The sequence below is a fragment of the Aurantibacter sp. genome, assembly GCF_039941195.1.
Classification (GTDB): domain Bacteria; phylum Bacteroidota; class Bacteroidia; order Flavobacteriales; family Flavobacteriaceae; genus Aurantibacter_A.
Window position 1 is genome coordinate 112,598 of the sequence record NZ_JBDVFA010000098.1, and the last position, 14,297, is coordinate 126,894.

Annotated in this window: 15 protein-coding genes; 1 reads left to right on the top strand and 14 read right to left on the bottom strand. The window is 34.9% G+C overall.

Going from position 1 to position 14,297, the window contains the following annotated elements; genetic code table 11:
* From ABJF52_RS16895 to eat, 5 genes are read right to left on the bottom strand one after another with little or no spacing between them, the layout of a single operon-like run.
* Positions 1 to 1,365 (bottom strand): aldehyde dehydrogenase family protein, encoded by a 1,365-nt coding sequence (locus tag ABJF52_RS16895; protein ID WP_348152966.1) that lies wholly within the window; start codon positions 1,363 to 1,365, stop codon positions 1 to 3.
* Between the two features lie 14 nt (positions 1,366 to 1,379).
* Entirely contained in the window at positions 1,380 to 2,117 is a 738-nt protein-coding gene (locus tag ABJF52_RS16900) for a gamma-glutamyl-gamma-aminobutyrate hydrolase family protein (protein ID WP_348152968.1), read from the bottom strand.
* 9 nt (positions 2,118 to 2,126) lie between these two features.
* On the bottom strand, positions 2,127 to 3,269 hold the full coding sequence (locus ABJF52_RS16905; protein WP_348152971.1) for an iron-containing alcohol dehydrogenase: 1,143 nt from the start codon (positions 3,267 to 3,269) through the stop codon (positions 2,127 to 2,129).
* A gap of 11 nt (positions 3,270 to 3,280) precedes the next feature.
* A complete protein-coding gene (locus tag ABJF52_RS16910; protein ID WP_348152974.1) occupies positions 3,281 to 4,636 on the bottom strand; it encodes a glutamine synthetase family protein in 1,356 nt (451 codons plus the stop codon).
* 9 nt (positions 4,637 to 4,645) lie between these two features.
* Positions 4,646 to 5,968 (bottom strand): ethanolamine permease, encoded by a 1,323-nt coding sequence (eat, locus tag ABJF52_RS16915; protein WP_348152977.1) that lies wholly within the window; start codon positions 5,966 to 5,968, stop codon positions 4,646 to 4,648.
* 187 nt (positions 5,969 to 6,155) lie between these two features.
* On the opposite strand from eat, the gene ABJF52_RS16920 reads away from it, so the two are divergent.
* A complete protein-coding gene (locus tag ABJF52_RS16920; RefSeq protein WP_348152980.1) occupies positions 6,156 to 6,626 on the top strand; it encodes an Lrp/AsnC family transcriptional regulator in 471 nt (156 codons plus the stop codon).
* Between the two features lies 1 nt (position 6,627).
* Here the strand turns inward: ABJF52_RS16920 and ABJF52_RS16925 are convergent, their stop codons facing one another.
* From ABJF52_RS16925 to pdxA, 9 genes are all read right to left on the bottom strand, one after another.
* Entirely contained in the window at positions 6,628 to 7,077 is a 450-nt protein-coding gene (locus ABJF52_RS16925; RefSeq protein WP_348152983.1) for a 3-oxoacyl-ACP synthase, read from the bottom strand.
* Positions 7,078 to 7,095: 18 nt separating this feature from the next.
* A complete protein-coding gene (locus ABJF52_RS16930) occupies positions 7,096 to 7,725 on the bottom strand; it encodes a hypothetical protein (protein ID WP_348152986.1) in 630 nt (209 codons plus the stop codon).
* Positions 7,726 to 7,965: 240 nt separating this feature from the next.
* Complete coding sequence (locus ABJF52_RS16935; protein ID WP_348152989.1) at positions 7,966 to 9,081, bottom strand: FAD-dependent oxidoreductase; 1,116 nt, start codon at positions 9,079 to 9,081, stop codon at positions 7,966 to 7,968.
* 108 nt (positions 9,082 to 9,189) lie between these two features.
* Positions 9,190 to 10,542 carry an acetyl-CoA carboxylase biotin carboxylase subunit gene (gene accC / locus ABJF52_RS16940; RefSeq protein ID WP_348152991.1) on the bottom strand — a complete coding sequence of 451 codons (1,353 nt, stop codon included), beginning with the start codon at positions 10,540 to 10,542 and terminating at the stop codon, positions 9,190 to 9,192.
* Between the two features lie 95 nt (positions 10,543 to 10,637).
* On the bottom strand, positions 10,638 to 11,123 hold the full coding sequence (gene accB, locus ABJF52_RS16945) for an acetyl-CoA carboxylase biotin carboxyl carrier protein (protein WP_348152994.1): 486 nt from the start codon (positions 11,121 to 11,123) through the stop codon (positions 10,638 to 10,640).
* Positions 11,124 to 11,144: 21 nt separating this feature from the next.
* On the bottom strand, positions 11,145 to 12,140 hold the full coding sequence (locus ABJF52_RS16950; RefSeq protein WP_348152997.1) for a beta-ketoacyl-ACP synthase III: 996 nt from the start codon (positions 12,138 to 12,140) through the stop codon (positions 11,145 to 11,147).
* A 205-nt stretch (positions 12,141 to 12,345) separates the two neighbouring features.
* Positions 12,346 to 12,543: a 50S ribosomal protein L32 gene (gene rpmF, locus ABJF52_RS16955; RefSeq protein ID WP_153756337.1), complete on the bottom strand. Its 198-nt coding sequence runs from the start codon at positions 12,541 to 12,543 to the stop codon at positions 12,346 to 12,348.
* A 6-nt stretch (positions 12,544 to 12,549) separates the two neighbouring features.
* Positions 12,550 to 13,080 carry a DUF177 domain-containing protein gene (locus ABJF52_RS16960; RefSeq protein WP_348153093.1) on the bottom strand — a complete coding sequence of 177 codons (531 nt, stop codon included), beginning with the start codon at positions 13,078 to 13,080 and terminating at the stop codon, positions 12,550 to 12,552.
* A 127-nt stretch (positions 13,081 to 13,207) separates the two neighbouring features.
* The gene (gene pdxA, locus ABJF52_RS16965; protein WP_348153001.1) at positions 13,208 to 14,254 is read right to left on the bottom strand and encodes a 4-hydroxythreonine-4-phosphate dehydrogenase PdxA; all 1,047 of its coding nucleotides are present in this window, start codon (positions 14,252 to 14,254) and stop codon (positions 13,208 to 13,210) included.
* Positions 14,255 to 14,297: the final 43 nt, after the last annotated feature.

Below are 14,297 nucleotides of genomic sequence, written 5' to 3' on the forward strand. Positions count from 1 at the left end.
TTATGCCCTTAAATGATACGATTTAGGTTGCACAAAAGCCCGAATTCCTTGTGATGATAAAGTAGCTCCCAGACCTGAATTTTTTCTACCCGACCATGGCACATTTGGACTAACACGATCACAGCAATTCCAATACACAGTACCTGTATTCATTTGTTGAAGAACCTGCATAGCACGGTTTTCGTTGGCAGTGAAAATTGCTGACGTCAAACCATATTCTGTGTCTTGCATTAAGGCAATAGCTTCAGCATCAGTAGTTACTTTTTGTATACCGATAATTGGTCCAAAAGATTCATCTTTCATCACCTTCATAGCATGAGTACAGTCGACCAAAACAGTGGGTTGAAAAAAGTAACCCTCACCATCAATAGCTTTTCCTCCAGTTTTTAGAACAGCACCTTTTTCTAAGGCATCATTCACTTGATCTTTCAATACTGTAAGTTGTGGTTCTCGCGTTAATGGGCCAATAAAAGTATTGGTATCATTAGGATCACCTATAGTATACGATGCAACCTCTTCTACAAAGCATTCAACAAATTCATCATAAATTGATTCAGAAACATAAATACGTTCAACGGCACAACAACTTTGACCATTATTATAAAAAGCGCCTTCTGCGGCATTTATAGCAGCAACTTTTACATTGGGCACATCATCTGCAATAAAGAGCGGGTCTTTTCCGCCTAATTCCAACTGCAATGGAACTAATTTTGCTGCTACAGATTTTGCTATTTTTTGACCAGTTGCATGAGATCCCGTAAAAAAGTAACCATCAAATTCTGATTCTAAAATTTGTTGTCCTAATTTTCCATCACCAATAGCACATTTAAATACATTATTTGGTACACCAGCCTCATATAAATATTTTTCAAATTGCTTACCAGTAAGACTCGCAAATTCTGAAGGTTTATACAAAACAGCATTACCTGCAACCAAAGCATATAGAAAAACATTGTAACCTACATTGTATGGGAAATTCCAAGCTGAAATATTTGCAATAACACCTAATGGCTCATAAACTATTTTCTCATGCGTAGCACCACTAGCCACCAATACCTCATCGGCTAACCATTTTTCAGCATTATCAATTAAATGGTCTATTCTATTCTGAGCGCCGACAATTTCATTTAACGATTGCTGTAATGGTTTCCCTGTTTCACTGGTAAGTAAAGCAGCTAATTCATCTTTATTTTGTTGAATAAGACTTCCGAACTTTACAATACAATCCAAACGCTCACCAACAGACCGTTGAGACCATTCTTTCTGTCCGCTTTGAAGTATTTTCAATAATTCATTCACTTCTTGCGGATTGTTAGCTTCCAATTCGGCTATAATTTTATTTGTTGCCGGGTTCTTAATTTTCATTTCAAAATTTGAATTTATTTTACTTGTTTTAAAAAGGCCTTATATAAAATATTATGGTCAATGAGTTCTCCACTTAAGGTGTTCGAAAATTCCGGGTGCCATTGTACGCCCATCACCTTTCCGTTTTGTTCTTTGTTGTATCCAAAAGCCTCAATTAACCCATCATCACTATGTGCATAAACCGTTAGGTCTTCTCCTAAATCTTTTACTGCCTGATGATGCACTGTATTTACATGTGGATCTTTAATACCTTTGTATAAAGTATCAAAAAAGGTGTTTTCAACAATTTTTAAAGGATGCTTAATTGTATCATACAATTCAGCTGATCTATGTTTATTTACATGAGGTAATTGTGTATCTAGATCTTGATATAGTGTACCACCAAAATAGGCATTCATCAATTGAAATCCACGACAAATTCCTAAAACCGGCAATGAATTTTTAATTGCAAAATCAAGAATTTTCAATTCATATTGATCTCTATGCGCATCACCTTTCCATCTGCCAATTGGCTTTTCACCATAAGTTTCTGGTGCCAAATCACTACCGCCTTGTAATACAATACCGCTAACTTCAGATAAAATTGCTTCCAAATAAGAGTCATCCACATCAGGTATTAAAACTGGAAGAATACCTTTTTGTGTCACATACCGAGCCATGTCATTTTCAATGTAACTCAGCGATTTCATACCAAACACTGTCCGGTCTTTATCTGGGTACATAAAGCAAGAAGAAATACCAATTTTTATCATTTCTTATTGTTAAAGTGCTGTTTGATATAACTTTTTAAAATCTTCTAATGCCACCGGTTTGGGGTTATTTGGATGACAAAAATCTGCCAGCGCCAAAACCGACAATTCATCAATATGCTCTGCTTTAACACCTATTGCTGATAACTTTGTGGGAAGTCCTAATTTTTCATTCAACTCAAATAAGTGAGAAACCACCTTACTGCCCTCATTAGACCCAAGCCCTAAAGCAACTGCCATTTTATCAAATCGGTCTTCAAAACCTTCATAATTAAAGTCCATTCCATAGGGTAAATTAATAGCATTTGCCAAACCGTGATGGGTGTCAAATACACTAGATAATGGATGCGCCAAACTATGTACTACTCCCAAACCTTTTTGGAAAGCAACAGCACCCATTAGTGATGCTAATAGCATTTTTGAACGCGATTCTATATCCGGATTTTTCGTAGCGGTTTCTAAAGACTGTGCAATCAATGTAATTCCTTCAAGAGCAATTCCATCGCACATTGGGTGAAAACCTTTTGCAACATACGCTTCCATATTATGGGTTAAGGCATCCATACCTGTAGCAGCAGTAATAAAACCCGGAAGTTCCATTGTCAACATAGGATCTGCAAAGACAATTTTTGCCATCAACTTTGGACTAAACAAAATTCGTTTCTTTTTGCTTTCATCTTCCGAGATTATAGCACTTCTACCCACCTCACTTCCAGTACCTGAAGTTGTTGGCACGGTTATAAAATGAGGTACATCTTCAGTAACATATTTATCACCACCTATTAGATCATCATAATCAAAAAGATCACGTTTATGATTAACTCGTAGAACGATGGCTCTAGCAACGTCTAAAGCAACGCCACCACCAATACCTACAATACAATCGCACTTGGCATCATGATAAGCATCACCACCTTTAAGAACATCCGATTTAAGTGGATTTTTGTGCATTTCAGTGAATACTTCTACACTCAATCCAGCTTTTTCTATGTCCTTCTTTATTTTTTTAAAAAAGGACAATTCTGCTACAGTACCATCAGTTACAAAAAGTGGCTTTTTTAGGTTATGGCTTTTTAAGTAATCAGCTAGCTCATTAATAACACCACTTCCAAAGCGAATTGGAGTTGGAAAATTATAAGTATATGTAGTATTCAATTTTTATCTATTTAAATTATTTCGAAATATCTTTTGGTTTCCCAATCAGTCACAGCAGCAGCAAATTGCTTCCATTCCCATTCTCGGGTATATGTAAAATGATCTACAAACGCTTCACCAAAAATCTCTTTCGCAATTGTTGAGTTTTTCATTTTTATCGCTGCTTCTAATAAGTTTGAAGGCAGCTTTCCATTTTTAAAGTCTAGGTATCCATTACCATTTGTTGGTTCAACAGTTAATTCAAGCTTATGCTTAATTCCGTATAACCCACTAGCCAAACAAGCAGCCATTGCCAAATAAGAATTCGTATCAGAACCTACTACTCTATGTTCAATTCTTGTTGATTTTGCAGAACCTACTAAAGGTCTTAGCGCTGTGGTTCTATTATCATGACCCCACGTAATTGTAGTTGGTGCCCAAGCTCCTTCCACTAAGCGTTTATAACTATTTATTGTTGGGGCAAACATGGGTAATATTTCTGGAAGACAAAGTAATTGTCCTGCAAGAAAACTCCGCATTATAGTACTCATTCCATCTTTTGCCTTTTCATCAAAAAACAAATTGGTTTTCATATCTACATCCCAAAGGCTTTGATGAACATGACCACTACAACCGGGTAAATCACTACTAGGTTTGGCCATAAAACTTGGCACTATACCATGCTTGTGACCGATTTCTTTGGCTGCGGTTTTAAACAAAACTGCACGATCAGCAGCTTCAAGAATTCCACTATATTGAATAGCCGCCTCTGTAACTCCAGGGCCAGTTTCAGTATGAAGACCTTCTAATGGAACATTAAATTCACCTAACAAATCGAAAAGGTCCTGAAAAAATTCGGAGTTTTCTGATAATTTCAACATAGAATACCCAAACATTCCAGAAGTAAGTGGTTGTAGGTTACTAAAATTCTTTTCGTTTACAGAAGTCGACGTTTCTTTATAATTAAACCATTCAAATTCTTGAGAAAACATGGCAGCAAAACCCATTTGTTCACTTTCAGCAATTATCTTTTTTAGCAAACTTCTTGGGCACACCGAAAAATTTTCTTCTCCATTCGAAAAATCAGCTAAAAACAGCGGTGTATTCTTTTCCCAAGGAATTGTTCTAAAAGTATTTAAATCGATATACGCATTTACATCTCCATAACCCGTATGCCATCCGGTAACTTTAGCATTTTCATATGAAACGTCATCCATATCCCATCCAAAGACTACCGAACAAAATCCGAATCCGTCTTTTAATGCTGCAATAAACTTGTCTTTATGCATGTATTTACCGCGTAAAACGCCATCAATATCTACAATAGCCAACTTTATTTTATGATGACCGCTTTCTTGAATTCTTAAGATAATTTCATTTTTGTCCATGGGCTACCTTTATTTCATTTTATGATTGAGAAAAATTAAGAAATACAGATATGAAACCCCAATAATACCAATGAAAATTAATGCGATATTAAAATTATAATAGGTCATTGATACAAAAGCAATTATAGCAATTATCAGTGCAGTACTAGGAAACAGGGGAAACAGAGGCACTTTAAATGGACGTTCTAATTCAGGTTCTTTTTTTCGAAGTGCAAAAAATGAAAGCATTGATACGATGTAGAGTCCTAAAGCACCAAAACAAGCAATGGTAATAATCTCACCTGTTTTACCTGTAAACAAAGCCACAATGCCAATAAGCATATTCACAATTAATGAGTTTGCTGGCGTTCTATACTTTTTATGAATTGCCCCTAGCACTTTAGGAGCATAACCAACTCTACCGAATTCAAAAGTTGATCGGCCACCAGCAAGAATAATTCCATGAAAAGAAGCTACCAAACCTAATAGGCCAATACCTACTAAAAGTTTATACAAAATATGATCACTAGACACCACGTAAGAAATAGCTAAAGGAAGTGGTGAATCTGAGGCAATTGCACTACCTGCAGGATACACTACAGCCTCCCAACCTGCCACGCCAACTGCTGAAGCAAAAGTGAGCAAACATAAAATAACCAAGGTTAAAATGGCAGAACCAAAACCTATTAAAATACTTCGCTGTGGATTAATAGCTTCTTCTGCTACATTTGCTACGCCTTCTATCGCTAAGAAAAACCAGATAGCGAAAGGAATGGCGGCAAAAATACCAGCGTAACCATTTGGCAATGGATTAGATTGAACATTTGCCCATTCAAATTCAGGCAATGTAACCCCAGAAAATATTAAAAGCTCGATAATAGCTAATACGGTAATTACCAATTCAAAAGTAGCTGCCAGTTTTACCCCTAGAATATTAATTAAGGTAAAAATTACATACGCACCAATAGCAAAAATCATTAAATCTACAGAAGGATAAAGTAGGTTTAAATACGCGCCAATTGCTGCAGCTATGGCCGGCGGCGCAAAAACGAATTCTATATTTTGAGTAATACCCGCTAAAAATCCTAAATGCTTACCGAGCCCCCTATTTGCATATTCAAATGCTCCACCAGCTTTAGGAATGGCACAAGCCATTTCGGTATAGCTAAAGGTAAACGTAACGTACATTAGTATGATGAAAATGGTAGCAATCGCAAGTCCGTATGTACCTCCTTCGGCAAGACCTAAATTCCATCCGAAGTACATTCCCGATATTACATATCCAACACCTAACCCCCATAACATTAAAGGACTTAGTACTTTTTTCAATTTGGGTTGGTCGGTTTGGCTCATTTCGGTTGGTTTATCAATATCGCAAAATTCATGACAGTTGAATAATACCTGAAATTAAAATTTTTTAGAATATAAAACCTAGTTTTTCAATTATTTAGTTAATTATGTACATTTAATTACGATATACAGGAATATACTTCTAAAAACATCATCTCGAAGATTGTTATTTAGGCTAAAAATACTACTCATGAAACTGGACGAAAAAGACCTAAAAATTTTAGATTTATTACAAGAGGATGCTAATATTACTAACAAGCAAATAGCGCTAGCAACTAATTTAACTTTAACACCTGTTTATGAACGTATTAAAAAGCTTACATCTTTAGCGTTACTTAAGAAAAAGGTTTATTTATTGAATCGTAAAAAATTAGGGCTGAATGTAATGGTATTGGTTTCAGTCAAAATTGAAAAACACTCCGAAGAAGGAGCACTATCATTTATGAATGAAATAAAAAAAATTCCTGAAGTAATCGAATGTTTGCATGTTACCGGGGCTTTTGACTTTCAATTAAAGGTTATTACAAAAGATATTGATACATATCACGAATTTAATTTTAAAAAATTAGCTACAATTAAAAATATTAGTCAAATGGAAAGCTATTTTGTGATGAAAGAGGTTATAAATTCAACTCGATTGCCTTTGTCTATTATTAAATAAATTATACGACTTCAACGATTGTAATCTCATTTCCATTAAATTGAATACGCTCATCTTTTACCTTTCCTAATAAAAGCTGCGCTATAGGGGTTAAAATAGAAATGCAATACACAGATGTAGCATCGTCTTTATACTCGCCTGCGGAAATCGCCAAAAAATAATGTGCCGTTGAAGTCTTTACCCAACTACCTAATTGCACTGTTGTAGTAGATTTAGCAATATTAACTTTGGCTAGCGTTTGTTTCATTTTTTCAGCTTCGGCCAACTGCTGTCCCAGTTTTTCGCGTTCTAACTGCAACATTGCTCTACCAGTCTCATGCTTGTCACCTGCGCTACTCTTTGTCTCAGAAGTTAACGCATCTTGAATTGATGAAATGTTATTTTGAATTCGACTTAACCTTTGTTCTACAAAAGTTTGACAGAAATTATAGTATTTTTCTTTTTTAATCATTAAGAATTTAGAGAAATCTTAAAAGTGATACAAATCTGCCAATTGGTATATTAAGAAGTTAATCACCGCTGCTTCACCTTTTCCTTGCTGAAACATTTCTTGAACCACGGCTTGATTTTCATCTTTAAAGAATTCTAAATCATCTGTTCCGTAAGTACTGAATATATTCCAAGATTTTAAACCTTCAAGCATCTCACGATGCGCATGAAAACGTTGATTTATTTTTTCTAGCTTTTCTTTAAATTCTTTACTCTTCTTTTTTTCTTTATTTAATGCTACAGCATTTCGTAGCATGTATTCTTTTTCTAAACGTTCATCTGCTTTTTCAGCCTGTGCGATAATTCTAACATATGCCGTTCTAACCAATTCATCATACTCAACTTCGAAAGTTGCTTTACTAGTGCTTTTTTCTATTGCATAATCATCTATAATAATAGCATCATCGTTACTTGCATAAAATTCTTGATCCTGTGAATCATTCGAATCTTCACTAACCAGAGCATCTTTCCAAGCTTGAGATTTTAAAACTTTTTGCCATGCTTCAGCATAAACCCCATCTGAGGAGGATTTCGTTACAGAACAACTACTCAACGTTACTATTAATAACAACAAAGCACACTGCCCTACAGTCTTTTTTACTTTATTCATTTTCATATAATGTTACATCAAAGTGCGGTTCTAAAACACTTCTCAGATTTCTATAATTCTATCAGTCTATTTCTTGATTAACTAATTAATCAACAATAAATACACCAATGCACTTATAGTATTGCTCAAATAAAGATTTGGAAAAGAGGCTCCGAAGAGCATTTACTGTGGGGCGTACAATATAAGAAGAATAGGGGCTCATAAAAGAAAAAAATGGTTTTTTCGATGAAAACAACCACTTTATTCAAGCAATTCAGCCATTTCTTTTCCAATTAAACTTCCAATGGCAATACCCATTCCACCCATTTTTATTCCACAAAAAACATTCTCCGAAATTGATTTCACAATAGGCTTTTTGTTCTTTCCAACCCCCATAATACCACTCCATCGTTGTTCTATTTCAAAGTTTGTTTGAGGCAGAATAATCTCTTTTAGTAAACACTCTAATTTTTGCTGAACAATTTCTGTTTCTCCAAAAGTTGTGGTACGTTCAGTTACGAAATCTAAATTTCTACCGCCACCCAAAAGAATTCTATTGTCAATATTTCTGAAATAATAATATCCTTCATCCAAATGAAAAGTTCCTTTAATAGCTAAATTTTCGATGGGTTTAGTAATTAATACCTGAGCTCTTGCAGGCTCTATATCTTCTTTCACTAATTCAGCGGCAAATCCATTGGTAGCAATGAAAAGTTTTTTTGATATTAAATCAAATTTGCTGGTTTGTATAGAAACATTGCCATTAACATCACAGAAATCAAGGACAGAAATGGTATTTAATACTAGTACACCTTGTTGTTGAACCTTATGCAATAAGGACATCATCATTTTGCCAGTATCTATTTGAGATTCAAACAAATTCGTTATATACTGGTAATAAATTCCTTTGAAATTGTAGTTATTCAATTGAATTTCAAAGGCATCCTTTTTAAAGATAGGATGAAAAAGTTGATTAATACATGTTAAGTATTCGCAACAATGAGCAAATAAATCTTGTTGATTATTTAGAAATATTTCGTGTCCACCATTATTTTCAAACCCTATATCGTCATCTCCTAAATTATCTCGTAATAATTGAATTCCTTCCACACGTTTTTTTACTAACTGAAACACCTCTGTTTCAGAAGTTTTATCTATATCAGAAAGAATTTCAGAGATACTACCAAAACACGCAAAACCAGCATTTTTAGTACTTGCTCCTTGCGGCAAAAAACCTTTTTCCAAAACCAATATTTTGGCCTTTGGAAATTTTTTCTTGAGGAATAAAGCACAATTTAAGCCTACGATACCGCTACCGATTATAGTAAAATCAATATTTGATAACCAAGATTTATATTCCCAGTAGCTTAAATTCATAGTACTAAAATACGATTATAAGACCGTATTCTATGTTCTATATAAATTGAGGAAAATATTACTATTATAAAACGAAAAACTCCGATTAAATATAATCGGAGTTTTTGTTTACTCTTCAAGAGCTGGATCCATTTCAAAGCTATCCATAAAGGCCGTTGTGTATTTACCTGCCAAATAATCTGGATGATCCATTAATTGACGATGAAATGGAATTGTAGTTTTAATGCCTTCAATTACAAACTCATCTAAAGCTCTTTTCATTTTATTAATTGCCTCTTCTCTAGTTTGCGCTGTAGTAATAAGCTTTGCAATCATAGAATCGTAGTGAGGTGGAATAATATAGCCACTATAGACATGAGTATCCATACGTACACCATGGCCGCCAGGAATATGTAACGTCGTAATTCTACCAGGGGATGGTCTAAAGTTATTATAGGGGTCTTCAGCATTAATTCTACACTCAATTGAGTGTAGTTTAGGAATATAATTCTTTCCTGAAATTGGCACACCTCCAGCAACTAAAATTTGTTCTCTAATTAAATCATAATCAATTACTTGTTCCGTAATAGGGTGTTCCACTTGAATACGCGTATTCATTTCCATAAAATAGAAATTACGGTGCTTATCAACTAAAAACTCTACTGTACCAGCGCCTTCATATTTTATATATTCCGCAGCTTTAACCGCAGCTTTACCCATCGCATCACGTAATTTATCTGTCATGAATGGAGAAGGAGTTTCTTCTGTTAATTTTTGGTGTCTACGCTGTACAGAGCAATCCCTTTCTGATAAGTGACAAGCCTTTCCATATTGATCACCTACTACTTGTATCTCAATATGACGTGGTTCTTCAATCAATTTTTCCATGTACATACCACCATTACCAAAGGCAGCAGTAGCTTCCTGAACCGCACTGTCAAAAAGATCTTCCATTTCTTCTTCTTTCCAAACTGCACGCATACCCTTACCACCTCCACCAGCGGTAGCCTTTATCATAACGGGGTATCCCATTTTTTTTGCAATCTTTAATGCATCCTTGACATCCTTTAAAAGTCCGTCAGAACCTGGTACACATGGCACACCAGCAGCTTTCATGGTTTCTTTAGCTGATGCCTTATCTCCCATTCGATCAATATGCTCACCGGATGCACCTATAAATTTAATCTCATGCTCAGCACATATTTTTGAAAATTTAGAATTTTCTGATAAAAATCCATATCCAGGGTGAATGGCATCTGCATTAGTAATTTCAGCTGCAGCTATTATATTAGGAATCTTAAGGTATGATTCACTACTAGGTGCTGGACCTATACAAACAGCTTCATCTGCAAAACGAACATGCAAACTTTCTTCATCAGCTTTAGAATATACTGCTACGGTCTTAATTCCCATTTCTTTACAGGTTCTAATAACACGTAATGCAATCTCTCCTCTATTTGCTATTAAAATTTTTTTAAACATCTTCAAAAGTTTTAAATTTTAAGTAATAAGCCTTCAACAAAGCATTAATACCACTAAGAATAGTTGATATTTAATATTAAACACTTAAAATTTATTTAAGATGGGTCAACCAAAAATAAAGGTTGATCAAATTCAACTGGTGAAGAATCTTCAACCAAAATCTTCACTATTTTACCTGAAATTTCAGATTCAATATCATTGAACAACTTCATAGCTTCAATTACGCAAAGCACATCACCTTGCCCAATAGAATCACCTACTTCAACAAAAGTTGGTTTGTCAGGCGCAGGTTTTCTATAAAATGTTCCTATAATTGGTGATTTTATAGTCACATATTTAGAATCTTCAGCAGGGGCTTCAGCAACTGGTGCAGCACTCGATGGTGCTTCAACTGGTACCGGGGCACCAACAACATGTTGTGCGGCAGCCATTGGAATTTGCTGAACGACAGTTGTTTCACTTTTAGACATTCCTTCACCGGTTCTAATGGTAATTTTAATGTCGTCTGTTTCTAGCTTCACTTCACTTGCACCAGATTTGGCGACAAATTTAATTAGGCTTTGAATTTCTTTAATATCCATGAATTTGAGTTTTTTTAAAATTTAGTTGTAGGCCCATTTTAAAAATATAGACCCCCATGTGAACCCGCCACCAAAAGCAGCAAAAACTAGATTGTCTCCCTTTTTAAATTTCTTTTCAAAATCAGCCAACAATAATGGTAATGTTGCTGAAGTAGTATTTCCGTAGCGCTGTATATTCATTAATACTTTGCTTTCATCCAATCCCATTCGATTAGCCGTGGCATCAATAATACGCTTATTAGCCTGATGGGGTACCAACCAAGATACATCTTCATGACTCAAATTATTACGTACCATTATTTTTTCTGCAACATCAGCCATATTAGATACTGCAAATTTGAAAACTGTTTTTCCTTCCTGAAAGATAAAATGTTTTCTAGCCTTAACCGATTCTATAGTAGCTGGCATAATTGAACCACCGCCTTCCATACCAAGATAAGCCCTACCACTTCCATCCGCTCTTAAATACTCGTCTTGAAGTCCTAGACCCTCCGTATTAGGCTCAAAAAGTACCGCACCGGCTCCATCGCCAAATATGATACAGGTTGTTCGGTCTGTATAATCAATAATTGAAGACATTTTATCAGCTCCAATTAACAGTACTTTTTTGTATTTACCAGAAGCTATATATCCAGAAGCAGTTGACATTCCAAATAAAAAGCTAGAGCATGCCGCCAAAAGATCAAAAGCAAAAGCATTTGATGCGCCAATTTCAGATGCTACAAAAGCTGCTGTCGATGCCACCATACTATCAGGTGTAGCCGTGGCAACAACTACTAGGTCAATTTCATTTGGATCTAAATTCTTTTTATTCAATAAATCTTGCGCAGCTTTAATGGCTAAATATGAAGTACCTTCTCCTTCTTCAGGTTTTAGAATTCTTCTTTCCTTTATTCCCGTTCTACTAGTTATCCATTCATCATTAGTCTCAACAACGTCTTCCAACATTTTATTGGTCATAATAAATTTGGGAACATAAGATCCTACAGCGGTAATCGCTGCTGTGAGTTTGTTCATACTAAAAATACTTTTGTATCAAAAACGACTAGAAATTGGTGAAAAATACTCAATTTTTGGCATTTTTTAAGTAAAATCAAGAGTTTTTAAAAAATAAATGGAGAATACAATTGATTAAAATATAAAAAACAGGAACCCTACTCATTTATGGATGAATAGGGTTCCTGTTTTCTTATTTTATTTCGAAAAATAAAACATTTTAAGCTTAAGCCTCCGCTACTTCTGTTTTGTCAATTAAGACCTGGCCTTTATAGTATAGTTTACCTTCGTGCCAATGTGCTCTATGAAACAAATGCATCTCACCAGTTGTAGAATCTTTAGCAAGAGTTGGTGCTACAGCCTTATAATGTGTTCTTCTTTTATCCCTACGGGTTTTCGATATTTTTCTCTTAGGATGTGCCATTGTCGACTATTTGTCAGTTAATAAATTCTTTAATTTGTCCCATCTGGGATCATTTACCTCTTTATTGTCACTTGATTCTTTTGGTTGTAATTCTTCGAGTTTGTCTAGTACTTCAGACTTTAAAGTACCGTCAGCAACACCAGGATGTACCCTTTTTTGAGGCACAGCAAGAACTAACATTTCATAAACGTATTGAGCAATATTTACTTGATGCGAACCATGAGGTATAATTAATATCTCATCATCGTCATCGTTAAAAGCTTCACCAAATTTAACCACAAGATCCATTTGAGAATCTATTGGTTGGTCATATGGTTCACTAGTAATATCACAGTTAACATTTACTGAGCCTTGCCCATTAAATTCAAGCTCTAACATCGTAGCTGTTTTATTTAATTGCAATTGCAACTTAATATCAGCTGCATTAAACTCATCGTATCCAAAAGATTCAAAGAACTTGTTATCAATTTCAAATTCAAAATCGTGCTTCCCTTGTTTCAATCCCGAGAAAGGAACGTTAAACTCCTTTTGCTTCATCATGACCACACAAAATTTAAAATTCACCCTATTAAAAGACAACACGCTTCCATTCAGGCGGGTGCAAAGATACTATATTTTTACAAATTGCCAACCAATAGCCTCTAAATAAATAGAAAATACACCCTTAACGTCTTACCTTTTGTTTTTGTAATTGATTATTGGTCAGTTCTTGATACTCTTTTCTATTTTTATATATACTTATAGCGGTAAATACAGCTTCTTTAAAAGAACTAAAATCTGCCTGGCCTTTTCCAGCAATTTCATAGGCTGTACCATGATCTGGTGAAGTTCTAACTTTAGACAAACCTGCTGTAAAGTTCACTCCTTGACCAAAGGATAATGTTTTAAAAGGAATTAAACCTTGATCGTGATACGCAGCAAGAATAGCATCATATTTAGTGTAATTATCCGTGCCAAAAAAACTATCTGCAGCAAACGGACCGTAAACTAAATGACCAGCATCCGACATTTCTTTAATTACAGGCTTTAATACTTCATCGTCTTCCTTTCCTATTACCCCATTATCTCCATTATGTGGATTAATGCCTAACAGGGCTATTTTTGGTCTTCGAACACCAAAATCCATTTGTAAAGACTTTTCAATAGTTCTAACCTTGGTTCGTATTAAAATGGGGTTAATTGCTGCCGGAGCATCTTTAACTGCAACATGATCGGTTAAAAGACCAACTTTTAATCCATCCGTTACCATGAACATAAGACTATCCCCTTCCAATTCTTGTGCTAAATAATCGGTATGGCCTGGAAAATTAAAATCTTCAGTTTGTATGTTATTTTTATTAATTGGCGCCGTAATAAGGGCATCAATTTCATTATTCTTGAGTGCATCGACAGCAGCTTTTAATGATAATATGGCATACTTACCACCATTTTCAGTGGATTGTCCAAATTCAATTTTGGGCACATCTTTCCAAACATTTACCACATTTATCTTACCATCTATCGCCTTTGAAGCGTCCTGAACACCATTAAAATTTATTTTAATCCCAAGTTTATTCTTTTGAAAAGAAACAGTCTTATTTGATGCAAATAGTACGGGTGTACAAAAATCAAGCATTCGCGAATCTTCAAACGTTTTTAAAATAACTTCACATCCGATTCCATTGAGGTCACCTACGCTAATACCTAACTTTATGTTTTTGCCTTCGTGCATTATAATACCTAAATTTACCTCGCAAAACTACTTAATTTAAACG